This window comes from Confluentibacter sediminis (assembly GCF_003258355.1).
In the GTDB taxonomy this organism is placed as follows: Bacteria; Bacteroidota; Bacteroidia; order Flavobacteriales; family Flavobacteriaceae; genus Confluentibacter; species Confluentibacter sediminis.
The window spans coordinates 46,482-70,736 of record NZ_QKPO01000021.1; the positions used below are offsets into that span (position 1 = coordinate 46,482).

General features: G+C 35.3%; 25 protein-coding genes. 8 read left to right on the forward strand and 17 right to left on the reverse strand.

Annotated elements, in window-relative coordinates:
- Positions 1–273: 273 nt before the first annotated feature.
- The 3 genes from DKT72_RS16420 to DKT72_RS16430 all read left to right on the forward strand — a co-directional run bounded on the left by DKT72_RS16420 (position 274) and on the right by DKT72_RS16430 (position 3,870).
- A complete protein-coding gene (locus DKT72_RS16420; protein WP_162623346.1) occupies positions 274–720 on the forward strand; it encodes a hypothetical protein in 447 nt (148 codons plus the stop codon).
- Between the two features lie 134 nt (positions 721–854).
- Positions 855–2,327 carry an aminotransferase class V-fold PLP-dependent enzyme gene (locus tag DKT72_RS16425; protein ID WP_111309833.1) on the forward strand — a complete coding sequence of 491 codons (1,473 nt, stop codon included), beginning with the start codon at positions 855–857 and terminating at the stop codon, positions 2,325–2,327.
- A gap of 91 nt (positions 2,328–2,418) precedes the next feature.
- On the forward strand, positions 2,419–3,870 hold the full coding sequence (locus DKT72_RS16430; protein ID WP_111309834.1) for a glyceraldehyde-3-phosphate dehydrogenase: 1,452 nt from the start codon (positions 2,419–2,421) through the stop codon (positions 3,868–3,870).
- Positions 3,871–3,986: 116 nt separating this feature from the next.
- Here DKT72_RS16430 and DKT72_RS16435 read toward each other — a convergent pair whose 3' ends face one another.
- Positions 3,987–4,466 (reverse strand): helix-turn-helix domain-containing protein, encoded by a 480-nt coding sequence (locus DKT72_RS16435; RefSeq protein ID WP_111309835.1) that lies wholly within the window; start codon positions 4,464–4,466, stop codon positions 3,987–3,989.
- A 943-nt stretch (positions 4,467–5,409) separates the two neighbouring features.
- Between DKT72_RS16435 and DKT72_RS16445 the strand changes: the two genes are divergently transcribed.
- Genes DKT72_RS16445 through DKT72_RS16455 form a run of 3 tightly spaced genes read left to right on the forward strand, consistent with a single transcriptional unit; the run spans position 5,410 to position 11,173 of the window.
- Positions 5,410–8,352 (forward strand): SusC/RagA family TonB-linked outer membrane protein, encoded by a 2,943-nt coding sequence (locus DKT72_RS16445; RefSeq protein ID WP_111309837.1) that lies wholly within the window; start codon positions 5,410–5,412, stop codon positions 8,350–8,352.
- 18 nt (positions 8,353–8,370) lie between these two features.
- Positions 8,371–9,804 (forward strand): RagB/SusD family nutrient uptake outer membrane protein, encoded by a 1,434-nt coding sequence (locus DKT72_RS16450; RefSeq protein ID WP_111309838.1) that lies wholly within the window; start codon positions 8,371–8,373, stop codon positions 9,802–9,804.
- 34 nt (positions 9,805–9,838) lie between these two features.
- Positions 9,839–11,173, forward strand: a complete 1,335-nt coding sequence (locus tag DKT72_RS16455; protein ID WP_111309839.1) for a TlpA family protein disulfide reductase — start codon at positions 9,839–9,841, stop codon at positions 11,171–11,173.
- Between the two features lie 76 nt (positions 11,174–11,249).
- Here DKT72_RS16455 and DKT72_RS16460 read toward each other — a convergent pair whose 3' ends face one another.
- From DKT72_RS16460 to DKT72_RS16490, 7 genes are all read right to left on the reverse strand, one after another.
- A complete protein-coding gene (locus DKT72_RS16460) occupies positions 11,250–11,489 on the reverse strand; it encodes a DUF6520 family protein (RefSeq protein WP_111309840.1) in 240 nt (79 codons plus the stop codon).
- Between the two features lie 80 nt (positions 11,490–11,569).
- Positions 11,570–12,001 carry a MauE/DoxX family redox-associated membrane protein gene (locus DKT72_RS16465; protein WP_235841751.1) on the reverse strand — a complete coding sequence of 144 codons (432 nt, stop codon included), beginning with the start codon at positions 11,999–12,001 and terminating at the stop codon, positions 11,570–11,572.
- Positions 12,002–12,120: 119 nt separating this feature from the next.
- Positions 12,121–13,068: a helix-turn-helix domain-containing protein gene (locus DKT72_RS16470; protein ID WP_111309842.1), complete on the reverse strand. Its 948-nt coding sequence runs from the start codon at positions 13,066–13,068 to the stop codon at positions 12,121–12,123.
- Between the two features lie 129 nt (positions 13,069–13,197).
- Positions 13,198–13,569, reverse strand: coding sequence for a DUF7793 family protein (locus tag DKT72_RS16475; protein WP_111309843.1), 372 nt, complete (start codon positions 13,567–13,569; stop codon positions 13,198–13,200).
- A 165-nt stretch (positions 13,570–13,734) separates the two neighbouring features.
- The gene (locus DKT72_RS16480) at positions 13,735–14,070 is read right to left on the reverse strand and encodes a MauE/DoxX family redox-associated membrane protein (RefSeq protein ID WP_111309844.1); all 336 of its coding nucleotides are present in this window, start codon (positions 14,068–14,070) and stop codon (positions 13,735–13,737) included.
- 111 nt (positions 14,071–14,181) lie between these two features.
- Complete coding sequence (locus DKT72_RS16485; RefSeq protein WP_111309845.1) at positions 14,182–15,099, reverse strand: helix-turn-helix domain-containing protein; 918 nt, start codon at positions 15,097–15,099, stop codon at positions 14,182–14,184.
- A 14-nt stretch (positions 15,100–15,113) separates the two neighbouring features.
- On the reverse strand, positions 15,114–15,503 hold the full coding sequence (locus tag DKT72_RS16490; RefSeq protein WP_111309846.1) for a DUF7793 family protein: 390 nt from the start codon (positions 15,501–15,503) through the stop codon (positions 15,114–15,116).
- A gap of 244 nt (positions 15,504–15,747) precedes the next feature.
- Between DKT72_RS16490 and DKT72_RS16495 the strand changes: the two genes are divergently transcribed.
- Positions 15,748–18,159, forward strand: a complete 2,412-nt coding sequence (locus tag DKT72_RS16495) for an aminotransferase class I/II-fold pyridoxal phosphate-dependent enzyme (protein ID WP_111309847.1) — start codon at positions 15,748–15,750, stop codon at positions 18,157–18,159.
- 98 nt (positions 18,160–18,257) lie between these two features.
- Here the strand turns inward: DKT72_RS16495 and DKT72_RS16500 are convergent, their stop codons facing one another.
- From DKT72_RS16500 to DKT72_RS16510, 3 genes are all read right to left on the reverse strand, one after another.
- Entirely contained in the window at positions 18,258–18,581 is a 324-nt protein-coding gene (locus DKT72_RS16500; protein WP_111309848.1) for a type II toxin-antitoxin system PemK/MazF family toxin, read from the reverse strand.
- Positions 18,572–18,817 (reverse strand): AbrB/MazE/SpoVT family DNA-binding domain-containing protein, encoded by a 246-nt coding sequence (locus DKT72_RS16505; RefSeq protein ID WP_111309849.1) that lies wholly within the window; start codon positions 18,815–18,817, stop codon positions 18,572–18,574. Before DKT72_RS16505 ends, DKT72_RS16500 begins: the two co-directional genes overlap by 10 nt.
- Positions 18,818–18,981: 164 nt before the next feature.
- Positions 18,982–19,527 carry an NAD(P)H-dependent oxidoreductase gene (locus tag DKT72_RS16510; RefSeq protein WP_111309850.1) on the reverse strand — a complete coding sequence of 182 codons (546 nt, stop codon included), beginning with the start codon at positions 19,525–19,527 and terminating at the stop codon, positions 18,982–18,984.
- A 103-nt stretch (positions 19,528–19,630) separates the two neighbouring features.
- Between DKT72_RS16510 and DKT72_RS16515 the strand changes: the two genes are divergently transcribed.
- Complete coding sequence (locus DKT72_RS16515; protein WP_111309851.1) at positions 19,631–20,008, forward strand: winged helix-turn-helix transcriptional regulator; 378 nt, start codon at positions 19,631–19,633, stop codon at positions 20,006–20,008.
- Between the two features lie 26 nt (positions 20,009–20,034).
- Here the strand turns inward: DKT72_RS16515 and DKT72_RS16520 are convergent, their stop codons facing one another.
- The 6 genes from DKT72_RS16520 to DKT72_RS16545 form a co-directional block, all read right to left on the reverse strand.
- Entirely contained in the window at positions 20,035–20,466 is a 432-nt protein-coding gene (locus tag DKT72_RS16520) for a type II toxin-antitoxin system VapC family toxin (RefSeq protein ID WP_111309852.1), read from the reverse strand.
- Complete coding sequence (locus tag DKT72_RS16525) at positions 20,463–20,711, reverse strand: DUF6364 family protein (RefSeq protein ID WP_111309853.1); 249 nt, start codon at positions 20,709–20,711, stop codon at positions 20,463–20,465. The genes DKT72_RS16520 and DKT72_RS16525 overlap by 4 nt, the downstream gene beginning before the upstream one ends.
- Positions 20,712–20,894: 183 nt before the next feature.
- On the reverse strand, positions 20,895–21,527 hold the full coding sequence (locus tag DKT72_RS16530) for a hypothetical protein (protein WP_111309854.1): 633 nt from the start codon (positions 21,525–21,527) through the stop codon (positions 20,895–20,897).
- Positions 21,528–21,615: 88 nt separating this feature from the next.
- Positions 21,616–22,224, reverse strand: a complete 609-nt coding sequence (locus tag DKT72_RS16535; protein WP_162623347.1) for a hypothetical protein — start codon at positions 22,222–22,224, stop codon at positions 21,616–21,618.
- Between the two features lie 190 nt (positions 22,225–22,414).
- The gene (locus DKT72_RS16540) at positions 22,415–23,038 is read right to left on the reverse strand and encodes a DUF4272 domain-containing protein (RefSeq protein ID WP_111309856.1); all 624 of its coding nucleotides are present in this window, start codon (positions 23,036–23,038) and stop codon (positions 22,415–22,417) included.
- A gap of 114 nt (positions 23,039–23,152) precedes the next feature.
- On the reverse strand, positions 23,153–23,848 hold the full coding sequence (locus tag DKT72_RS16545; RefSeq protein ID WP_111309857.1) for a hypothetical protein: 696 nt from the start codon (positions 23,846–23,848) through the stop codon (positions 23,153–23,155).
- Positions 23,849–24,255 lie beyond the last annotated feature (407 nt).

Here is a 24,255-nt window from a genome sequence, read left to right on the forward strand (position 1 = left end):
AAATAAGACATACACCAAAGAATTCACTCACAAGTAATCTTTAAAGAAAGAGTTATTTATTTTATAATTGATGGATTAGTTATCACAATTAAGAGTTGAGTTTTGGTTAGAACACGGGGTGGCTTTCATAAGGTTATGAAAGTCCCCTTAGTTCTTAATAATATAGTGATTTATTATGTGTGTTATGTTTGATCAAGGTCCTAAAGAGTGTTGTACTATTTGAAATAGTAGTTGAGTAAGACATAGGACACTTAATTAATCATTATGAAGTCTATGTCAAAGCTAATACGGTGTTTTCTCGAACTTTTTGGAGTCTTTAAGGAACCCTTAGATCCTGTAGAATGGTGTTTCACTTTAGAAAAAGAAAAAGAACATAGTTATAACGTCCACATAACAGGATTTATAGAGTCGCCATGGCGATTGTGTGCACAACATTCTTCGGAAAATGGGCCTTTGCCGACACGGATACGTTTTAAGGAGCATTCAGATATCATGCTGGTTGGGACTGTTAAAGAGATGGGGGATTTAAAAGAAGAGTTTGACTATACCTTTCAAGCTAACACCCATTATTATACCACGAGCGTGCATTTTGTTCAAAAAGTTATGGTGTTTAGTCCACCAGTGATGTTACAAGGGCGTGTCATTTATATGGCTTATACAAACAGAGAATATGCTGATCCTAAAATTTTAGAATTTCAATTGGAAATTCATGAGGGATAAATGTTTTTAAGAACATAAGCCATAAGACGTAAACGAATTTTAAACGAATGATAAATATATAAAGCATGTTAATATGATTGAAGTTTACATACATAGAACGGATGTACACTTATCAAGACACATAAAAAAAATACATGGAAGCTTATTTTAAACCATTTCGGAACCACATTATTGGGATAAACCAAACATTTATCTCCCCGTATGGGTCCCAAAAAATCATCTATGCTGATTGGACAGCTAGTGGCAGACTCTACGGGCCAATAGAAAAAAAACTTATAAAAGATATTGGCCCTTATGTAGCCAATACCCATACAGAAACCTCTACTACAGGAGCCTCCATGACCTTAGCCTATCAGAGAGCCAGAAGTATCATAAAAAAACATGTAAATGCCCATGCGGATGATGTACTCATCACAACTGGAACAGGTATGACCGATGCTATCAATAAATTTCAACGTATTCTAGGCTTGAAAGTGGCAGAACACTTAAAACCTTACACTAGGATACATTTTAATAAAAAGCCCATAGTTTATGTGTCTCATATGGAACACCATTCCAATCACACCTCTTGGTTAGAGACCATTGCAACCGTTAAAATCATACCTCATACTTTGGAAGGGCTTATCGATTATAAGGGTTTTGAAGCCGTATTAGAATTGGATAAGATTCATCCTATAAAAATAGTATCCATAACAGCTTGTTCGAATGTGACGGGAATCAAAACCGATTACCACCGAATAGCTACCTTAATCCATGCCTATAATGGTCTTTGCTTTGTTGATTTTGCCTGCTCGGCGCCCTATGTAGACATTAACATGCATCCAGAAAGCGAATCATCCTATTTGGACGCCATCTTTTTTTCTCCACATAAATTTTTAGGAGGCCCAGGCAGTGCGGGAGTTTTGATCTTCAATAAAAAACTCTATAAAAACCTCATACCCGATAATCCAGGGGGTGGCACAGTATCCTATACCAATCCATGGGGTGACCATGATTATATTGATGATATTGAAACCCGTGAGGATGGTGGCACGCCAGGGTTTTTGCAAACCATCAAAATAGCCTTAGCCATTCAATTGAAGGAACAGATGGGCGTGTCTAATATCTTAGCCAGAGAAAAAGAACTTATAACACGGGTGTTTTCAAAACTACGTACAATTAAAAACCTACATATTCTAGCGGAGGAACATACGGACCGATTGGGAATTTTCTCTTTTTATATTGAAGACATCCATTATAATTTAGTGGTTAAGCTATTGAATGATCGCTTCGGCATCCAAACCAGAGGAGGTTGTTCCTGTGCAGGAACCTATGGGCATTATCTTCTGCATGTCAACCAACAGACGTCTAAGGCCATTGAACAAAAAATATTGCAGGGTTGCCTCATAGAACGACCAGGATGGGTGCGTATGTCGATCCATCCAACCATGACCAACGCCGAGATCGACACCATTTGTGATGCTATAGGTCAAGTGGCTCAGCACGCCAAGATCTGGGGTGCTGATTATACCCACCAGGCATTTAAAAATGAGTTTGTACATGATAGTCAGTACCATGCAGAATCCCAAATTATTAAAGATTGGTTCCAACTTAGTAAAACCCATTGATGGAATCCTTCGCATGGTATCCATAATATATTAGAAAATTAATATCAATGACATATTAAAACCGATAAATTAAACTAAATAACACACCACAATGACCCTAGTAAGTAAACCATACGACAAAGCCTTGGTACATCAGGCCAATCGTGCCAAAGCTACTGCAGAATTCATCAAAATTGTCAATGATCTGTATTATGATAAATCCGTAGAACTCGTCTTTTTTAGAAACCAGTTGATGGATCGCAACCCTAGTCAAATTTTAAGCCTCCATCAATATGCAACTAAGTTTGTGCAAAAACACTTGTCCATATTTGATTCCTTGGAAATGGCCATGGCCATTGGGTTGATGAGTTTGCCCCCAGCGAAGTTGGATATTGGGAAATTGGCTTATGAGTTTTACATGCAAGACGACCATCATGGTAGCCCTTTGGAATTTTTGATTAAAAAGTTGAAGTTGCATACTAATTTGCCCCCTATTATCCCTAAGGATGTCGTGCTGTATGGTTTTGGAAGGATTGGACGTTTGGTGGCCAGAGAACTTTTGGCAGCTACGGGTCGTGGAGCCCAACTGCGATTACGCGGCATTGTCATTCGAGAATCTATAGATGCTCATAATCTTGAAAAACGGGCCGCCTTGCTACGCAACGACTCCATTCATGGACAGTTTCCAGGGACTGTGATTGCGGATATTGAGACGATGTCGCTTATTATTAATGGCATATCCATACAAATGATCACAGCAAGAGCTCCCGAAGATATCGATTATACCATCTATGGCATTGAGAAGGCCTTGGTCATTGATAATACGGGAGCCTTTAGGGACAAAGCTAATTTATCGCGACATTTGAATGCCAAAGGCGTTAGCAAAGTATTATTTACCGCGCCTGCTAAAGATATACCCAATATAGTGTATGGTATCAACCATCTCGATTTTGATACTAATAAACATGATATCGTGTCTGCAGCATCGTGTACTACCAACGCCATGACGCCTATTTTGAAGGTGATTGATGATGCCTTTGGTATCAAACATGGACATATTGAAACCATTCATGCTTATACAAATGACCAGAACTTGGTAGATAATTTTCACAATAAATACCGTAGAGGGCGTGCTGCTGGATTAAATATGGTCATTACAGAAACGGGTGCGGGAGAAGCCGTAGCTAAAGTATTGCCAAGTTTAGCAGGTAAGTTGACATCCAATGCTATACGTGTGCCTATACCGAATGGATCCCTGGCCATTCTTAATTTGGAACTGAATAAGAAAACCTCCTTGGAAGGGGTTCATGAAGCCATAAGAACAGCTGCTCTGGAAGGAGCTTTGGTGGAACAAATTAAGTACGAAATGAGTGATGAGTTGGTCTCCAGTGATATCGTTGGTTGTTCCGCACCTTCTATTTACGATAGTAAAGCGACCATTATCAGGAAAGATGGTAAGCAAGTGATGTTATACGTCTGGTATGATAATGAATACGGCTATAGCCATCAGGTCATTCGATTGGCAAAATACATCTCGAATGTTAGACGTTATACTTATTATTAGAAATAAGTTGATGGGCGAGTTATAGCATGCTTAGGTGTCCAGTATATCGTATCTTAAAATACAATACTCATACTCTGAAAAATGTAAGAATATAAGTAAATAAATAATCCGTACAATTACCGAGATTTATAAACTTTTATTTTCCCTTTTTTTTTTGTTTTTAAGTCTCCAAATACCACTTTCCTATTTAAGATAACAGATATGGCAGAAGTTGTGGTCTGAGTTTCATAATTTGCCGCCAATTCATTCAACACGTCTTTGGCTGTACGTTCTTGTTCAAAATAATGGTTTTCAATAAAATAATGGATGCGAGCTGTTAACCGAGTCTTTTCTTTTCGAGGTTCTGAAAGTTCGTTAAGAGGTTTTATAACGAGTTCGATATCTAAAATATCTTTTGGATGCATGTTGATGGCCAAACAGATAGCAATGAAGTTGTAGAAATAGGTTTCACTACCATTTTCAATATTACGAATAGTAGGTGCTGTTAAACCAGTCATTTCTGCAACATCTTCTGGCTCGAGGCCTTCTTTCATTCGCTGCTCTTGAATCCTTTTTCCTATGGCACCTAAAAGCTTTTCTTTACTAGTATATTCCATAGTTTAAAAAGAAGAATCTATATAACAACAAAAAATATGTTAAGATTTTAATTTGTTGTTGTAAGATATTTTTATATATTGCAACAAGTTTATTAAATTTGCAATTCTTCAAATAGAAAAATATTGGAAGCAATTGCTTTGAATCTCAACTTGAAAACTGGTAATTTTTGCAACGAGAGGATAAGTAAATTTGCTCACGACCCGGGGCGTGAGCTCTCTTATCGTTGCGTGGTGAACCAGTACCCCAAGTTGATAAGTTGAGTTTCACGCCTTTTTTGTGTTTTACAATTAGGGTTTTACTTGGCATATTCATAGCGTTGTTTTTAATTGTTTTAGAATGGCAAAGGGTCACTTTTAAATCAAAACAGATGCAACACAGGGTTTGTGTTTTTAAACAAAATGTTTTTTTTCAACATCTTAGGATGTGGGAACATACCCTTTTTGATATTCTGTTTAGTAAAAAGCCTAAAAACCCCATATAAATACTTGCTTGTTATGGGATGGACGTCATACCTTTTCGGGCAACGCTATTCTTTTTTCTCCCATAATTCACGATACTCTTTTTTAAATCCGAATTCCAAAGGTTTTCTATGCATACATGCCATTTGTTTGGCATGTCATGAAATGACCCTTTGAATTAGTTGGAAAGACACCGTCTGCGTTTGGCTGCAACAAACAACGGCGGATGGCTTTCCTTAAATCGCTCATTATTAATACTTAAAGGCCTATGGGATAAAACCACACACAACAAAAAACCTCCAACAAACTTTGACGGGCTAGTAGGAGGCTGTCGATCAAACAACATCGTGTTTAACTCTAATTCAAATTTATGAAAAATAATTATAAGACTATCTATAGGAGTGGCCTATTCCTTGTTTTTTATTGCATCTGTTCCCCAAATCATGCACATGTCTTAACCTCAGTCCATTTAAATACAAAAAGTATGGTTGTCCCTTCAGTACAACAGTCTGAAGTCCATGGGATCATCACCGATGCCCAAAGTTTGCCTTTGGCTGGTGTGGCCATCAGTGTAAAAGGGACACAAAAAGGGACCGTGTCGGATTTTAATGGGTATTATAAACTCTTGGTTGATAAGAATGATGTCCTGGTGTTTTCCTTTATGGGTTTTAAAACCCAAGAGGTATCTATCCAAAGTCGTACTGAATTAAATGTGCAATTGGAAACCGATATTACATCCTTGGATGCTGTGGAAATCAATGCGGGCTATTATATTGTAAGTGATAGGGAGCGTACTGGGAATATCAGTACCATAAAAGCGGTAGATATAGGAAAACAGCCTGTGAATAATCCTTTGGGAGCTATACAAGGCTATATGTCTGGAGTGAATATTGTTCAGACTACAGGTGTGCCGGGTGGAGGTTACAACATACAGATTAGGGGAAAGAATTTTATAAATGGGAGCACAGAACCATTATATATTATTGATGGGGTTCCTTTCAGTTCTCAATCGTTAGGTTCTTATGATGTATCAGGTCAAATATTTGCTGGAAATATAAGTCCTTTGAATGCTATTAATCCTAATGATATTAAAAGCATTGAAGTGTTAAAGGATGCTGATGCCACGGCAATTTATGGATCTAGGGGGGCAAATGGTGTTGTGCTTATTACTACTAAAAAAGGGTTAGTGGGAAAGACCCAATTCAAAGCTAATATTAGTAGCACGCTTGGGCAGGTCTCCAACTTTTTGAAACTCATGAACACCGAACAATACTTGGAGTTACGTAGAGAAGGGATTATAAATGATGGGTATGGATCATTTTTGGATACTCCAGCATTCGATTTTTTCTGGCCAGATGTTAAATCTTGGGATAACACACGCTATACAGACTGGCAAAAGGAATTGATTGGAGGTACGGTTTACCGTAATAATGCCCAAATCGCGGTATCTGGTGGTAGTGCCCAAACCCAATTTTTAGTGAGCGCTAACCACCAAAAAGAAACAACGGTATTTCCTGGGGATGCCAATTATAAAAAGACTACAGTGCATAGTAACATTAATCATCAATCTAATGATAGTCGGTTTAAAATTAATCTATCCATTATTTATTCTAACGAGAAAAACCAATTGCCCAGAACGGACTTTACCTATACAGCATATACCTTAGAACCCAATGCACCAAAGTTATATGATGATGAAGGCAATATTAACTGGGAAAACAATACATGGGACAATCCTATAGCCTCTTTAGAGGAGGATTATCATGTAGAAATAAACACCCTAATTGCTAATACAGGAATATCCTATATGCTGTTGCCTAATCTGGAATTTAAAACCAGTTTAGGTTATAATACCTATGGTCTGGAATCTTATAAAACATTACCTAGTTCGGCTAGAAAGCCTAGTTTAGGGTTTACTCCTGAAATAAATTCTTCAATTACAACTAATAACTCCAAACGCCGATCCTGGATAGCAGAGCCACAATTGAATTGGAATAAAGATTGGAACAAAACCAAAATTACTATTCTGATGGGTGCAACATTTCAAAGAGAAACAACCCAACAATTTGTTCAAAAAGGAACAGGTTTTCCCAACAATAACCTCATATTTAATTTGTCGGCAGCAGAAATTTTAGAAGTTCTACAAGATGCAGACAGCGAGTATAGTTATCAGGCCTTTTTTGGACGTATTAACTTCAGCTGGGATAGCAAATATATTCTTAATCTAACTGGACGTAGAGATGGATCTTCACGCTTTGGTCCAGGAAAACAATTTGGGAATTTTGGTGCAGCTGGACTTGCATGGCTTTTCTCGGAAGAAAACATCTTCAGTGATAGTTCCATTTTGAGTTTTGGAAAATTACGTGCCAGTTATGGAACCACAGGAAGTGATAATATAGGGGATTACAAATTCCTAGATACATATAATGTTACAGGATTCGATTATGATGGCACTACAATTCTAGAACCTACAGGAATTTTTAATCCTTTATTTGGATGGGAAGCAAACAAAAAACTGGAAATAGCATTAGAGCTGGGGTTTTTCAAGGATAGATTATTGTTAAATACCTCTTGGTATAGGAGCAGATCTTCTAACCAGCTAATAGGAATTCCTTTAGCAGCAACTACAGGATTTTTGGAATTGACGGGAAATTTTGATGCCACGGTTGAAAATACTGGATTTGAGACTGAATTGCAAGCGGTAAATTTACAGACTAAGAATTTTAATTGGACAACAAACTTTAATATCACAATCCCAAGAAATAAACTAATAAAGTTTGATGATTTAGAAACATCTACTTTTGCAAATAGATTGATTATTGGTGAACCTATAACTATCATAAAGTTATATAATGCACTAGGAGTCGATCCAGATACGGGAGTCTATCAATTTGAAGATTGTAATAATGATGGTAATATACGTAGTCCGGAAGATAAACAATGGATAGAAGATTTTACCCCTAATTTTTATGGTGGCCTAGGAAATACATTTAGTTATAAAAATCTCACCCTTGATTTTTTCTTTCAGTTTAAGAAACAGAGAGCATTCAATAATTTAAGATGGAGAACAACTCCGGGGTTAAGAGGAAATGGGTCTGTGGATTCACTTGATCGATGGCAACAACAAGATGATACAAATCCCTACCAAAAAGCATCTGGCGGACTTTCTCCTAGCGTAGGGTCAAGCGATCTTAATCAAAGTGAAAGTAATGCGGCAGTATCAGACGCCTCCTTTATTAGACTGCGTAACATTTCTTTGAATTATAAGATTCCTACTATTAATAAGAACCTAGATTTAAATGTATACCTCCAAGGACAAAACCTTTTGACTTTTACTAAATACGAAGGTCCCGATCCAGAACAACCTTCAAGTATAGTTTTGCCACCTTTAACTAACATTACGCTTGGACTTCAAATAGTCTTTTAATTAATAACAACTTACATCATGAAACAGATACAAAAAACAATGTTTTTTAAAAAATATAGAATCCATGATTTAATATATAGATGTCATACAGTAAAATTATCAACTTTATTCTCTTTAATCATTGGGTTGAATTCATGTAGCGATTTTGTGGAAGTAGAGCCCCCTAAGAATTTGTTGATATCAGAAACAGTATTTAGTGACCCTGCAACGGTAGAGTCTGCACTAGCCAATATTTTTTATAAAATACGTGAACAAGGTAGTATGTTGTCGGGGAGGTCTGGATTGACAACCTTGATGGGTATTTATAGTGATGAACTAGATTATTATGGTTTTGATACCAATAATAGTGAATTGTTTCATCATAATGTGACAGCTTCAAATGCTGTACTTCTGAGTTGGTGGAACAGGGCTTATAATTTGATATATGCTGCTAATGATATTATTACAGGAGTGGAAATTTCAAATGAATTGAGTGCTGAGAACAAAGCACGATATAAAGGTCAAGCACTATTTATTAGAGCCTATATACATAGCTTATTGGCTAGTCTTTACGGCAATATTCCATACATAACTTCAACCAATTATTTGGAAAATAATTCAGTAAATCGTTTATCGGTTGCTGAAGTGTATAAATATATCATTTCAGACCTTACAACTGCTGTTGATTTACTTGAAAATGTAAATATAACCGGAGAAAGAGTGTTACCGAGTCAAGATGTTGCTTTGGCTCTACTTTCAAGAATATATCTATACGTTGAAAATTGGGAAATGGCAGAATCAATGGCAACCCAATTAATAGGAAAATATAATCTGGAATCCAATATAAGTAAGGTATTTTTAAAGGAATCACCAGAAACGATTTGGCAGTTAAAGCCGGGAGATAGTCCTAAAAATACGCATGAAGCCAATCAATTTATTATTCAAGTAGTTCCTGGTCAGCAATTTGCTTTAACGGACTCCTTGTTAAATGCGTTTGAGCCAGGTGATTTGAGGTTCAGTAATTGGATTGATAGCGCAACAAGTATAGACGGCACCATAACCTTAAAATATGCCTATAAATACAAAGCCTATATAACCGAATCCCAGTCTTTGGAATACTCCATTGTTTTTCGCTTAGCCGAACAGTATTTGATAAGAGCGGAAGCAAGAGTACATCTTGAAGATCTTTCTGGAGCACAGAAGGATTTAAACATGATCCGAAATCGAGCAGGCCTATCAAATACTACGGCCAATTCAATGAATAATTTGTTGAAGGCCATTTTTCAAGAACGTCGGGTAGAACTCTTTGCGGAACATTCTCAACGATGGTTTGATTTAAAAAGAAGTGGAAATGCAGGACCGATTTTAAGCCTAATGAAACCAAATTGGCAGGAAACAGATGTATTACTTCCAATTCCTGAGTCAGAATTAGTAATTAATCCTAATTTATTACCTCAGAATTTAGGGTATTAGACGGTTCGTTTATTAAATATAAAATATAATAAAAATGAATTTAAAACTAAACTTAAGAACTCTGTTAGCACCAATTTTCTTGTTAATTGTTTCATGTAATAAAGAATTGAAATCAAATAGTACTGTCGAAAAGTATATTCCCGTTCTGAATATACAAGCTGAAAAAGCCTTTAAAAAAATTGACACCTTAAAAGCATATTTTTGTGATTACCCAGAAGAATGTGAACGTTATAATAAACTGACATATATAGAAAAACGAAGGTTTGAGGAAAGGGTTACTAAAAATCGGGTACATCTAGCTCAGGATTTTTTATATTCTTACCCTAACGATGAACACTATTATGAAGTGCTAAAGTTCTTCTTTAATTTAAACTTTGAGCCTCGTTTTCTTGTTGGAACAATTCCGGATAGTTTATCGATGTTTTTTTCCAAGGAGATACCATTTGGTACACCAGAATACTATAAGAGACTTAGATCATTACCCATAGATATTGAAGCCAAAAATGAATGGCTGGATAGGGGTTATGAACTAGCTGAAAAGTTTCTACAATCAAATGCATCTATAGAAAAAAAACTGAAAATCGAAAATGATATTCTTGGACGAGATCTACGGTGTGCTTATGAACTTTATAAGAGTTTAGATAAGCGAAATAAAGGTTTGGAAGAAGTGTATTGGAAGCAATTTGACCGACAATATTGGGAGTCCTTTCGATTAAGAATGAACAATCTAATTGAAAAATATGCAGATATCGAAATTATGGCAACCTACGTTGAACGGTTCATCTCTTTCGTTTCGAAGCTATCCCCACATTTGACTGAACTCTACTGGGGAAAATTTTTAGAACTTACAAATGACAACCACCCGAAATCAAATAAAAAAGGTTTTAAAGCCATCCATAAAATGGCAAAAACGAATTTAAATGCTTTAAGAACCGTTGATGAATCAAAACCTTTGGAAATGATAGTTAAGTCTATAGAAGGCACTAGAATAAATTTAGCAGACCTACGTGGAAAAGTAGTGTTGATTGATTTTTGGACAATTAGGTGCCTTCCTTGTATACAGGAAATGCCATATGTCCAAGCTATTTATGAAAAATACAGAAACCAAGGTTTTGAAGTTATTGGATTGGCGGGTAATGGGGACAATTCAAAAGATAGAGTTCTTGAAATTATTAAAAAGCAAGGGGCTACTTGGCCACAGGTTTTGGATAAGGGCGAAGATGCAATTATAAGTTACCATTCTTTATACAATATTAAATCATATCCAACGGTGTGGTTATTAAACAAAGAAGGTGTCATTGTTGATAAAAATGCAAGAGGAATTCGTTTGGAACCTTTAATTAGGCAAAATTTGGGTTTGGATGATTAATATCTTAATTATCATAATTAGTTAAAGAAGAGGCTGTCATGATTTTTGACAGCCTCATTAAATTAATTATGATCACCTATGGACGTGACTTTGTCAAAGGGGTTTCATAATCTTCATCGGCATAAACTTGTTGTCCAAGAAAAAGACAAGCATCCTGAATTTCTGATTCACAGTCAACTTGGACTTCTATTGGACCATTAGGTCCTTCAATAAACCCTGTGTTAAGAAATGCTTCAGCTTCAGTTCCAAAGGCAAAACCAATGGCCAATAAAATAGCGAATACTGGTAAGATCGATTTAATTTTTTTTGTTTTCATAATATTTACTTTTTTAAAATTATTGCCTACTCTGTTTACAGGTTTTCGACATTTCCCTGATTCTACGTAGTTTTTTTGTACTATAATTCTTTGTTCGTTCTCAATAATAAAATTCCTATCAAGGCCATTACAATAAATGCACTATTGAAAATAATATGATCTTTCCATCCTAATGCGGAAATAACACCTCCACAGGAACAAGGAATTGAATTGGTGAACCCAAGAACTAAAATTATGTATGCGGTGAAAATTGACATTAATGTAAAGCTCATATATAATGCTGTTAATAAGTATTTTTGGAAAAAAAAGAGCACTACGATTGTTACTTCTAGAATAGGAACACCCCAAGCAATCCAAAAAGCATATGATGAAATAAATGGGAAACTTCCTAATCGCATGTGGAAAATATTAATATTCAGTAGTTTGTTTGTAGCAGTATAGGCAAATAATAGAATAAACAGCATACTGATGATTTCAGTAATAAGATTTGAATGTTTTTGTAGCCATTTCATATTGTTTGTATTTATTTGATATTCAATAACGTAAAGTTAAAGAGGTAGATTGATCCCTAAGGGATTATCATTAGTCCAGTAGGGATTATTTGAGAGAAGCTTTGATTTGTTGTTGGGTTTTATTTTGCAGATCGCAACTTCTTTGGTCGATAGCCATATCTAATATTGAATTCCCTAGAGAAATGGGTGGCACTCTTAAAGCCGACCATTTTGGCAATCTCCTTAAAGGATTTGTTGGAATGATCAACCATAACGTGGGCTTTCCTCAGGCGTTCCTCTTTTAAAAACAGAAACACAGTCATACCATAAAGCTCTTTAAACCCTTTTTTTAATTTAAATTCATTTGTACCAAAGATTAACGCAATGTCCTTTAAGGATGGTAATTCTTCTTCCAGATGGCTCTTGATGTATTCTCCAATAGCCCTGATATTATCAATATCGGAAAGTTGTAAAAAGGTTTTATTGGCTTTGGTGCCTTTAGATAATAACCATTGGGTTTGTACGCGCTTTTGCATGGCATCTTCATCAAACTTTCGGGTTTTTGTCATGTCAAGCGTGGTCACAATGGTTTTTCCTCTTAAAAGTGGATCGTTTGTAAAATGGATAACTTTACAATAAGCGGGACGTAACAGATTTTCAGATGTTATAAATGATAATTGCAAGGATTGTTCTTTTAGGGGTGAGGTTGCAATACCCTTTTTCAAAGCTTTCCATTGGGTTTGCGATTCCTTGGAAAGCAAGACATGAAATGGTTTGTTTAACACATCTTCTTTTTCCAATCCTAAATAGTTTATGCAATTGTCATTCACAACTTCAATTTTGAATGTCTCATCCAAAACAAACAGTATTTGAATGGTTAATAGATAGGAATCATGGAAATTCACATAACCCTGATGTAAAAACGAATCCCGAATTTCCTCCGTGGTCATATTGATCAATACAATAAGTGCCTCTAGTTCATCATTTTTTTCCGAACGTTCTATGAGGGTTGAAAAATTACCTTTGGCTAACTGTAGCAGGTGCCGACGTATTTTTTCAAGTCTGGTTTTGTTTTCTATAAGATGCATATGCCATCGTTTTTTTAAGTTAATAACTAAGAATATCCCTAAAATAAAACCATGGAACCATGTTTATCTTGTCACAAAGGGATTAATAGTAGTCAACATAGTAGTTTTTTAAAAGATTGTCGTTATCTCTTAGGAAACAAATGTTGAGAGATAGTCTAGAGCTTCTGTTTCGTTATTAAATATTTCAGTAGGGATAGGCGGTGTATTAGCTGTTACATATAATTCCGAGAATATATGGGATATGGGCGTATCGGACAGCAAGGCCATGGCTGTTATAAATACAGACCCTTCGGTGGCAAAATACCGTCGGGCATCCATGCCAATACTCTTAACGCCTCGAATATCGCATAAAACGGGATAGGTATGTCCCTTTTGTAATTGTAACCGATCCGACACAATCTGTTTGGCCGCTAACAAAGTGATTTCCACATCCTCATTATAAATAAAAAATAGAATGCCATTTTTTATCCAAAAAGAGGCAAAATTATTTTCAACTTTCATATAACTGGTAACTTTTGAAAACTTTAAGTTATTATTTTTTTTAAAAATAGAGATGTTGAAAAACCGTAAGTCCGAAGGAAAAATAATCCGAAAGGGATTTTTATTGGTCTGAAAGGGATTTCTATGTATGTGATACTGAAAATTTGAACACAATATTTATTGATACTAGAAACCAGTTTGATCGATACACGGAATGTCCTCGCTGTAATGTAAAACCACATATAGGTAGGTGGTAAATAGGGTCATGAGGAACAAACTGGTATAAAAGGCAAGCTTAGTAGATTTGTAAAAAAGAAATAGCCCAGCAATGATGAGTTCAACGATGGGAAGACACCAAGCTAACCATGGTGCATAGATCGAAATATAAGGGGATCGACTTAATTGCATTTTAAAATGTTCAAAATCGAGCCACTTACTCACAGCAGCATACACAAAAAGAACGATAAACAATAGTTTAATGATCTCTATAAGGCTGTTTTGAATACGAAGGGATAGTCTCATAATGGTAGCTTATGTTTTACTTTGATTAAAATTCTGAATTATCAAACAAAAACAATTGTGGTATCGGGAAGGATGCTTAGCCAATAAGGAGTCCTATTAAAAATACTATGTTCAATCTGCCTTGGGACGATTCAATTTATTGGGTGGATATCCATACTGCTTTTTAAAGGCTTTGGAAAAATTAGGATAATCATTGTAACCGTTCATGCTCGCAATATTTTTTAAGGGAATCGTGGTTTTTTGGATCATCAAATGGGCACGTTTCAAACGCTCCTCCGTATAAAACTTATAAATGCTGGTCTTAAAGAAAAAACGGAAGCCTTCCTTAATTTTAAATTCATTGGTACCAAAATGCAAAGCTAATTTTCTGATAGAGGGTAAGGGATCATCCAAATGGGCTAGGATGTAATCATATAGTTTCTGTATTAAAATGGCATCAGAGCGTCGGATATTGGAAGTCTTATGTTTGTTGACTTCGGAAGTTGGGGGTATAACATCCTTAAAAGAATCCTGGCGTAGGGTGCTAGTGAAATTTAAAATTAACGTATGCTGCTGTAGCAAAAGACCAATCGAACAAGGAACCGAAACCAACAAATGGTCTTTCGTAGTGAAAGAGAGTACCAAAGGGTAGTGAAACCCATCTTTTTCTCGAAAGGCATCTATAGCACTACGAAGGGCATCGTAGGAGGTCTCCGTTAAGAAATTTTGAATGGGTTGCCCCATCAAATTAGCCTCAGAATATCCCAAAAAAGATAAAACATTCCATGTGTAACTCGTAATGTTTAAGGAATCATCCAATAGCAGGGACATGTGGCTAATAATAGGTGGTGTATGATGCGGATTGACATAGCCAATTTGAAAAATGGAGGCTTTCAGCTCCTCGGCGACCATATTGATTAAAACCACAAGGGTTTCCAAATCATCATCATGGGAACTCAAGGGAATGCGACCATGGAAATTCCCTCTAGCCATCTCAAACAGCATCTGATGAATGGCAACTAGGCGCGCTTTATTGTGTGGCTGTTCCATAGTCAGGGGTGAAATTAAGGGGACGCAAAAGGTTTTAAATAAGCCAAAGCAGTAGGCTGAGAGGTAAAAACCTGCGTAGGAATGGTTGGCTTATTAATTTGTAAATAAAAATCACTAATAGTGAGAGACACTTGCTCGTGGATGAGCATAGCAGCCGCTGTAATTAAAACCGAACCAGTATGTGCCAAGTAATCCCGGCCTGCTTTATCGGAGTCCGCTATGCCCCGAATATCGCACAATATCGGATAGGCTTTCCCATCTTGGAACTGCATGCGATCTGCAACAATACATTGAGCTACCTTGAGGTTGATGGTGGTTTCAGACTTATATTCAACAAAATAAATCCCTTCAGTAAACCAAAAACGGGCATAGTCATTCTCGTAAATATCATGTTCTGCAATCATGATCGGTAAATGTTTGAGTAAGTAAAATAATAAAAATAACAACAATTTGTGTGAAAAAGATTGTCTAATTAGGATAATTTAGTGTTTTATGTAGGATTTATTGTCTATTCAGGAGTTTCCATTGTCATTTATGGACTTTTCAACGTTTGGGTGTAAACGGTTTCAATTTTTATAAAGAATTTTAAGAATCAAGTAAAACATGGAGAATTCATCAATAAAAATGATACACTAAAAACTGTTACCCATGGCTAAAATTAAACATAACAACTTTTTGGATACCGTACATGATGTTTTTACAGATGCCATCCAAGAAGGCGTCTTACACCTCTATGCGGAAGATACCGAATTTTCAGGACGAACCATTCGTGTCGATAATAAAGCCCTTTACCACTTCGGAACGACAGGCTATTTGGGATTGGAACAAGACCACCGATTGAAATCTGCCGCCATTCAAGCCATTCAAAAGTATGGAACCCAATTTCCTTTATCTAAATCTTACATATCAAACCCCTTATATAGAACTTTAGAAGAACGGATCACTCAAATGTATAAAACGCCCATTATCATTACTAAAAACAGTACGCTGGGTCACCTGGGAGTCATTCCTAGTGCTGTTAGGGACCAAGATGCCATCATTCTAGATCATCAGGTGCATTGGAGCGTCCAGAGTGCTGCTAAAGTTTTGAAAAATAGAAGCGTCCCAGTGGATATGATCCGGCATAATGACCTAAACATGCTTGAGGATAAAATAAAAACTTTGTCCCAAAAAAATGAGGCCATCTGGTACATGATGGACGGCATCTATTCCATGTATGGGGATAGCGCACCTCTTCAGGATTTACAAGTTCTGTGTTCAAAATATCCTCAGTTGCACCTTTACATCGATGATGTCCATGGCATGAGTTGGATCGGGAAACATGGCACGGGGTATGCCCTCCATGAATTGGGTGAACTAACGGACAATATCTTACTGTTCGGTACCTTGAGCAAAACCTTTGGGGCTAGTGGAGCTGTTTTGGTATGTGCCAATAAGAAGAAATACCAGACCATCAAAACCTTTGGAGGTCCCCTAACATTTTCAGCCCAGCTGGAACCCGCATCGGTAGCAGCGGCTATTGCTTCGGCGGATATACACCTGTCACCTGAAATCTATAATCTCCAAGCCGACCTAAGGGAACGTATAGACCATTTCAAAACCCTCCTAAAGGCGACCGATTTACCGCTTATTGACACCAATAATTCTCCCGTGTTCTTCATCGGTACGGGGATGCCTCAAACAGGCTATAATTTTGTGAATCGACTCATGAAGGAAGGCTTTTATGTGAACCTAGGCCTGTTTCCGGCTGTTCCTGTTAAAAATACAGGGGTTCGAATCACGATCTCCAGACATAACCAAAAACAGGACATGACGGATTTGGTGGCTGCGATGGCTTACCATTACCCAAAATCTTTAGAAGAGACTCAGACCACGCAGCAACGGGTGTGCCAGGCCTTTAAATTAAAAGTGCCTTCTCATATGGAATACACTAAACCACCTGAGAAGCTGCGGGTACAATTAGAAACAACCATCTTAAATATAGATACATCCTTGTGGGATGCACAGGTTGGTAAACATGGGGTGTGCGACTGGGAAGGACTTAAATTCTTGGAAGAAACTTTCTCTGGTCATGCCTTAAGGGAGCATAACTGGAGATTTTGGTATGTGATGATTTATGACCAGGACCAAAACCCCATCTTATCAACGGTCTTTACTCTGGCACTGTGGAAGGATGATATGCTTGCCCATGAAAAGGCTTCTCAAACTTTGGAACGGCAACGCTTAGACAATCCCTATTATATGACGTCTAACGTGCTGAGTATGGGCACGCTTTTTACCGAAGGAACCCACCTGTACGTAGACTCCGTGCATCCCCTAAAACAACAGGCTATGCAATTGCTGATGCAAACCGTGGAAACCCTGGAACGCGAGACTCAAGCCAAAATGGTCGTTCTCAGGGATTTTCCAAGAACCACCGATTGGCATCCCTACTTTCAAGGGCAAGGGTTTGTAAGGGTTCACATGCCAGAGACCTGTAACTTGTCACTGGAGTCCCATACGGATATGGAAAGCCTTATAGCTTCTTGGTCGTCCAAAAGCAAACGTCATCTCAGAAAGGAAATTTTAGCATGGGAACCGCTTCTCCACATCCAGGTACTTCAAACAGCTAACCAAGACCAAATAGCGCAAATCCAACAGCTCTATGCTCATGTGCATCAAAATAATCTGGGATTGAATACCTTTCCGTTTCCTATGCAGGTATTCCAGAATATGGCGACACACCCTAACTGGGAATTCATCACCATTAGCTTGCCAGAAACTCCAGAAAAGTTCATCGGCGTCATGTGTTGTTATAAAAATCACCACGAGGTTTTTGTCCCAGCCTTTGTGGGTATGGATTATACGGTCAATACCCAATACCATACTTACCGACAACTGCTGTACCAAACCATCAAACGCGCCATGACTTTGAACTTTAAACAGGTGGATTTTGGAATGACCGCAGCGTTTGAGAAACGTAAACTGGGAGCTACCGTAAACGAAGCCTTTGCTTACATACAGACTTCAGATAATTTTGCTTTGGAACTTATGGGGCTTTTAGAGGAACGTCGTACTTAAAATGCTCATGCTTTATATCAAGCAGAACATGGTATCACTTTGATTCAAAAATACATTAAAAACTAATGGTTATAGGTGTTGGTATTAGACTTTGTTTTTTAATCAACAAAGGTTTCTTTTATCACTTCTTTGCATTTTTCTATTTCTGATTTACTCAGAGTTTCAAAAACTTGGATTATTCGTGTTTTGTCAACAGTCCGAATTTGGTCAATCGCAACCATTCCTTTTTTTCCGTTATGCTTTACAGGAATTCTTGTCGGATATTTTTTAAGATTGGTTGTCATAGGCGCAAGCACAATTGTATTTAGATATTTATTCATTTCAATAGGAGAAATGATTGTACAAGGTCTTGTCTTTTTTATTTCGCTACCGATTGTCGGGTCGAGGTTTACAAGAACGATGGAGTATTGCTTTAATTCCATTCCTCAAGATTTTCGTCTTCAAACACATCGTTTATAAGCAATTTGTCATCTCCATTTTCGCTCATTTTCTTAAATTCCTTTTCCCAATTTTTTCTTGGCGTAGCTATGGGTTTAAGGATAATTTGTTCTTTTTCAAGAATAAGTTCCACCTTGTCCCTAATATTGTATTTTTCCAAGATTGTTTTGCTTAAGCGAAGTCCTTTTGAATTCCCGATTTTGATTATTGATGTTTCCATATATAAATAAAATGTTATTACAAAGTAAATACATTTTGTTCATATATCAAAATTTGTTTCGTATGAATGCCAACGTTTATCTTAGATAGTTGCCTGTACAAACAACTAACTTTGGTTTAGTTAAAACTAGCGATTTTTTATATACGGCTTTGTTGTATGCCGTTTTATTTCAGGTCTATTAGTAGTTGAATCAGTTTTTGTGAATGTTCTTTAGCTTTGTTCTTTACTTCTTTTTCTGTATAACCGGCTGCTAATGAAGTTCCATAAAAATAGATAGGATCAATGTAATTCATCTTCGTGTAATAAGCTGTTTGCTCCATATTTTTACAAAATTCATTCACTCGGAAATGATGCTCTCTTAATGTACGATATTCTTTTTCAGGTGCTCCAACAGTAAAACTGGGTACAAAATTCTTATGCTTAAGTTTGTCTCCATTTGTGCCATAAGCAAATTTATAAGTAAGAACTAGATCAAACCAATGCTTTAATATTGCTGGCATATTATACCAATAAAAAGGATATTGAAAAACAATGGTTTGATGTCTCAATAAAGCTTCTTGCTCTGCCTTTATGTCGATGTTGTAATTTGGATATAGTTTTTGAATATCTCTTATTTCTAAATCCAAGTCGCTTTTCTCAAGTTCTTCGATGATTGTTTTGTTTGCAAATGACTTTTCAAAAGTCGGATGCCCTAAAATAACAAGTGCCATAGTTGTTTGATTTTATACTATAATAATTATAGTTGCAAAATTAATTTTAGTAAATTAAATTTGCAATAACTATCAATTTTGATAGGTTCAAAATGAGTAAATTATGAAAGACGAATGCAAAGGAGACTATGTAAAACTTAAAGATAAAGTTTATCCGTGTTCTGTAAGTTTAACAATGGATTTGGTAGGAGGCAAGTGGAAAGCTGTCATTCTTTATCATTTAATTGATGGAAAAAAAAGATTCAGTGAACTCTGTAGGGAAATGCCAACTGTGACAGAAATGACTTTGAGTTTGCAATTAAAACAATTAGAAAAAGATGGTTTAGTCTCACGGAGGGTTTTTGGTAAAAAACCACCGATAAAAGTTGTTTATAGCTTAACGGGTTTTGGTATGTCCTTTATTCCTGTTTTAGAGTCTATTACCAAATGGGGGAATCAGGTCGTAAATGAAAAAGGGGAATTTGTAAACGGACCATCTTAAATAGGCTTGTGCAACGGTTGTCGGTGTTACTTGTAGTTATTTTGGTTCAAAGATTTTAAAAATTCCTCGGCAGTCATTACTGGTAATAACGATTCTTTAAAGTCTTTTCCGTTTCTAGTTATTATAATTTCACAATCCGATTCGGTCGCACTAAAATATTGCAAAGCGTCTTCAAAATCTTTTATAGAAGAATTAAGTCCTTTATCAATTGTGTGTGCATCTAGTGAGCATATTTCACAAATAATTTTGAATTTGCGTAACTTTTCTCTTGCAATATTTTCATTTTCAAATTTTGCGATAAAATAGTTTACAGTTGCGAATGAAATAGGGGAGACAACTATTGTTAATTTTTCTTTTTCCGCTAACGTTGCAATTTTCGCAATCGGTTCATAATAAGGTTTTCGTTCTCCTAAAAAGTCCAACATTATATTGGTGTCAATAAAAATCCTTTTACTCATTTATATTTTTTAATTAAAAAATCAGAATATTCTTTTTTATAGTCCAAATCGGTTGGTATTTCAGTTCCAGTTGCAATACTTTTTACAAATGGCGAAATCTCAAAATCTGAAGTATCATTATCGGTAGTTAAGGACTGTAAATAGGCTTCAACAATTCGAGATAAACTCATTTTTTTACTGGAAGCATATTCCTTTGCTTTTTCAATAATCCTTTGATTCAGTTTTAAAGTCAACTTTGTGTCCATAATGTTTATGTTATACGTACAAATATATAAAAATAATCCGTACACTTAACTATATGCAACTTTTATCTATTCTAGCTAATAACATCCAATGTCGATGTATAAGATTAGTAGCGTATTTAAGTGCCTAATCCATTAAATTCAAACAGAATAGAATCCTGAAAGGATTTCGTAACTACACCTGTACTAGTCATTAATTTCATCAGGGTTGGCCGCAGTGTTTTCATTTTCTGCCATTTTATTAATTTTTGGTTGTAATATCCAAATTCCAATAAAATAAAACCATAACAAAAAAAACTCTCCTGCAAAATCTCCAAAGCTTACTTGTTTTTGTAATTCTACGGTCTTAAATGTCTTTGCAACAAAATACATAGAATAAAATATTCCAAACATAGATAATAAATGAAGTGGTAAAATGATTCCAACCATTCCGCCTAAAAATCCGCCGCTCGGTTCTGTCCCGCTTTGCATTATACCACCGAACATACCGCCAATAAAAAGTGAAATACAGAAGATGTAAACCAATGGAATAAAGAAAAATATTTTAAATTTTCTCGTTTTCATTGTTATGTTTTTAGGTGCTTTTTTTTGTAACCCAATGGCTATAGACCAAAACCACCCAAAAAAAATACCCATATAGAGCATCATTATTATGGGAAAAAATTTAAACATATTAAACATGTCTCTTGGGTCGGGATTTGTTTCAGAATTAATATTCAAAAACATGGTCCCAATCATTATGATTTGAAATAAAAATGGAATCCCAAACATTAAAGTAAATAGTTGCCAATGTTTTGCTTTTAAAAATCTATCAATCATTTCTACTTGGTTTCGTTTTTCAGTATTACTACCAACGTTTATTTTGGGAAGTTACTTGTACAAGCAACTAACTTTGGTTTAGTTAAAACTAGCCATTTTTTATATACGGCTTGTGCAACGTTATTTCTTTTTTAAATTCTTGTATTTTATTATAATCCTGGATGTCTAATAGATTCAAAAGCTGTAACCAATCAATGATTCCTTTTTTGTGGTAGTGAGTTAACACTTCTTTAAAATGTTTAAGCCTTTCCGATTCTGTTTGTAAAAAGTTGCATTTTATTTTTTCTCCGTTTTTAAGAATTAAAACTAATTCGTTGTCTAGTCCATTTGATAGATGTGGTGCAAATTCGATAAGATAATTAACAAACATTCCTCGAATGTCATAGGCGTGTATAAAATCCAATTTAGCAATTTCAGAAATATTATAAACTTGATTATTCAATTGTATTTGATCTTGTTGGAAGATTAATTTCCCATTATATTTACCAATTGCTCTTTGGTATCTAAAAAATGTGCTTATTAGTAATCCAACTATATAAATAAGCCAAAAAATTAATATAACAGTCTCCCAACCATCAAAATAAAATTCAAAAGAATATTTTAAATAATAGATTAAAAAAATTAGAATAGTCCAAGAAATGGCAATAATATTTTCGGGAGAAATATATATTCCTTTTTTCTTTTCAAATATTTTCAAACTTCTTGGGGTCATTTATCTAAGGGCAACATTTATCTATATGTAAAGTTCTATGTTTACGGCAAGCATTTCACTTCGTCAGTTCGCTACGTTTATGTCCAAAGCAAATTAAGAAGCCAGCAAACAAGCAACTAACATTGGTTTAGGATAAAACTAGTAATTTTTTATACACGTTTGTTGGTATAAGTTTTTAAGTATCTGTTGGTACATCATCCCAATCATCTCCATATCCAATTAACCAGCTTAATCCGTATCTTCTTTCATACACTACACTTGGGTTTAATTCAGAAGGCATTTCTTTCCTAAATAGTTGTGCGTCCCTTACTCTCCAATGTTGGTTATACAATTCGTTTTCCATTTCAATCAACTCTGAGTCTGGTCTTAATTTAATATTATTTTTAAATTTAATAGGGTGATTGATGATTTCCGAGACCTCATTTATAGAGTAAACATCAAATTCTTGGTTTAATACAGGCATATTTGGAATTAGATTTATTCCCCAAAACAATGAGGTTAAAGCTTCTGCTCTCCAACTAAAATCTCTTATTAAATTTTGGTCAGGGGATTTGGTTTTCATAAAATTTGATTCTTGGTTAGAAAGATATTGTTCGATTGAATTTTTATCAAACCAATCAACAAATTTTGAATCATCTCCATCTTCTTGATGAACTTTACCTATTACAGCTAATAAAGCTAAAACCCTTTCAGCAACCTCAATAGGTTTCCTAACTTTTATTTCATCTTCCTCATCTTCAAGTTCAGTTTGAACCTGATTGGTTTTCTCAGATTTGTTTTTTTTAAACCATTTCCACATATTTCTCTCTAAATTATTCCTAAGGATTCTCTTGGAAAGTTACCTGAGCAAGCAACTAACTTTGGTTTAGCTAAAACTAGCAATTTTTATATATACTACAAACGTTTTATATTTTTATGGACCAAGCATTAACCTTTTTGCTAATTCAGTAGTAACACTAACAAAAATTTCTTTTATTACTTGTAATCCAGTTTTTTGCGCTCTACCCCAAAATTTTGAAAGTCGTACCATTATCTTTTTTTTAGATTCAGTTGTGAGAGCATTTTTAATTTCAACAGTCTCTTTCTCTAAAATCTCAATTTCGATTATTTTTTCAGGTGATTCTTTTTCCTTTAGCTTTTTTAATTTTTCTTTTGAGTTGTCAAGATATTCTTCTAGAAATAGTTGTTGTTCCAATTCAAAAGTTTCTTTGTCTGCATTTTCATCTATTATCATAAATTTTTGAAAAAATCTTTCTGCATTTGATTTTAATATTGGGTCGTCAAAGAACGATTCAGTTGTTTCGTATTGGTCAAGTAGATTTAACCAAAATTTAAATTGAGTTTCTAGGTTTTTTATTTCGATCCAGCCTCTATTATTTCCGTTGTCGTTTTCATTTGTTGGTTTTCTATCCATTAAGAACTGAAATGACCCATTTTGCATCTTCTTGTATTGTTCAATCTTAAAATAGAAATCAGATGTATTATCGATGTCTAAAACGAAAAGCAAGTTTTCTTTTGGGTCTATTGTTTTGAACTTTTCCCCTGTCAGATTAACAAATGATTCTAAAGATTTTAAAATCGTAATGGGTAATTTTTTCTTTTTGTTCATTGTTTATGCTTGAAGTTCCAATGTATGCCAACTATTTATATGTATATAAATATATCCTTTATTCATTAAATATGTTGGGATAATAGGGCTTGTTGTTTCTTCTATTGCGTTTTCAGTAATAGCTCAAAACTCAACTCACTTTTTAATCTTTTTTGCAACACCAATCAATATTAACCTTTTCTTACAAATAATCAAAATTATTTTACTTTTTTCATACAAACACTTCATGGCATTCAAGCTATTTCAGAACGGGTCAAATCAATCTTTTCTAGGGAGTAAGTCCATAACAAGTCCATAACAAGTCTATAACAAGTCCATATTGAATATGGACTTGTTATGGATTTGACCCGTCCTAAAATAACTATACAGGTTATTAAATAAATCCTGATATAATTATACAATTCTTT

Coding starts and splice junctions, on each gene's coding strand:
- DKT72_RS16420 (WP_162623346.1), top strand. CDS start 274: ATGTCAAAGCTAATACGGTGTTTTCTCGAACTTTTTGGAGTCTTTAAG.
- DKT72_RS16425 (WP_111309833.1), top strand. CDS start 855: ATGGAAGCTTATTTTAAACCATTTCGGAACCACATTATTGGGATAAAC.
- DKT72_RS16430 (WP_111309834.1), top strand. CDS start 2,419: ATGACCCTAGTAAGTAAACCATACGACAAAGCCTTGGTACATCAGGCC.
- DKT72_RS16435 (WP_111309835.1), bottom strand. CDS start 4,466: ATGGAATATACTAGTAAAGAAAAGCTTTTAGGTGCCATAGGAAAAAGG.
- DKT72_RS16445 (WP_111309837.1), top strand. CDS start 5,410: ATGGTTGTCCCTTCAGTACAACAGTCTGAAGTCCATGGGATCATCACC.
- DKT72_RS16450 (WP_111309838.1), top strand. CDS start 8,371: ATGAAACAGATACAAAAAACAATGTTTTTTAAAAAATATAGAATCCAT.
- DKT72_RS16455 (WP_111309839.1), top strand. CDS start 9,839: ATGAATTTAAAACTAAACTTAAGAACTCTGTTAGCACCAATTTTCTTG.
- DKT72_RS16460 (WP_111309840.1), bottom strand. CDS start 11,489: ATGAAAACAAAAAAAATTAAATCGATCTTACCAGTATTCGCTATTTTA.
- DKT72_RS16465 (WP_235841751.1), bottom strand. CDS start 12,001: ATGAAATGGCTACAAAAACATTCAAATCTTATTACTGAAATCATCAGT.
- DKT72_RS16470 (WP_111309842.1), bottom strand. CDS start 13,068: ATGCATCTTATAGAAAACAAAACCAGACTTGAAAAAATACGTCGGCAC.
- DKT72_RS16475 (WP_111309843.1), bottom strand. CDS start 13,569: ATGAAAGTTGAAAATAATTTTGCCTCTTTTTGGATAAAAAATGGCATT.
- DKT72_RS16480 (WP_111309844.1), bottom strand. CDS start 14,070: ATGAGACTATCCCTTCGTATTCAAAACAGCCTTATAGAGATCATTAAA.
- DKT72_RS16485 (WP_111309845.1), bottom strand. CDS start 15,099: ATGGAACAGCCACACAATAAAGCGCGCCTAGTTGCCATTCATCAGATG.
- DKT72_RS16490 (WP_111309846.1), bottom strand. CDS start 15,503: ATGATTGCAGAACATGATATTTACGAGAATGACTATGCCCGTTTTTGG.
- DKT72_RS16495 (WP_111309847.1), top strand. CDS start 15,748: ATGGCTAAAATTAAACATAACAACTTTTTGGATACCGTACATGATGTT.
- DKT72_RS16500 (WP_111309848.1), bottom strand. CDS start 18,581: ATGGAATTAAAGCAATACTCCATCGTTCTTGTAAACCTCGACCCGACA.
- DKT72_RS16505 (WP_111309849.1), bottom strand. CDS start 18,817: ATGGAAACATCAATAATCAAAATCGGGAATTCAAAAGGACTTCGCTTA.
- DKT72_RS16510 (WP_111309850.1), bottom strand. CDS start 19,527: ATGGCACTTGTTATTTTAGGGCATCCGACTTTTGAAAAGTCATTTGCA.
- DKT72_RS16515 (WP_111309851.1), top strand. CDS start 19,631: ATGAAAGACGAATGCAAAGGAGACTATGTAAAACTTAAAGATAAAGTT.
- DKT72_RS16520 (WP_111309852.1), bottom strand. CDS start 20,466: ATGAGTAAAAGGATTTTTATTGACACCAATATAATGTTGGACTTTTTA.
- DKT72_RS16525 (WP_111309853.1), bottom strand. CDS start 20,711: ATGGACACAAAGTTGACTTTAAAACTGAATCAAAGGATTATTGAAAAA.
- DKT72_RS16530 (WP_111309854.1), bottom strand. CDS start 21,527: ATGATTGATAGATTTTTAAAAGCAAAACATTGGCAACTATTTACTTTA.
- DKT72_RS16540 (WP_111309856.1), bottom strand. CDS start 23,038: ATGTGGAAATGGTTTAAAAAAAACAAATCTGAGAAAACCAATCAGGTT.
- DKT72_RS16545 (WP_111309857.1), bottom strand. CDS start 23,848: ATGAACAAAAAGAAAAAATTACCCATTACGATTTTAAAATCTTTAGAA.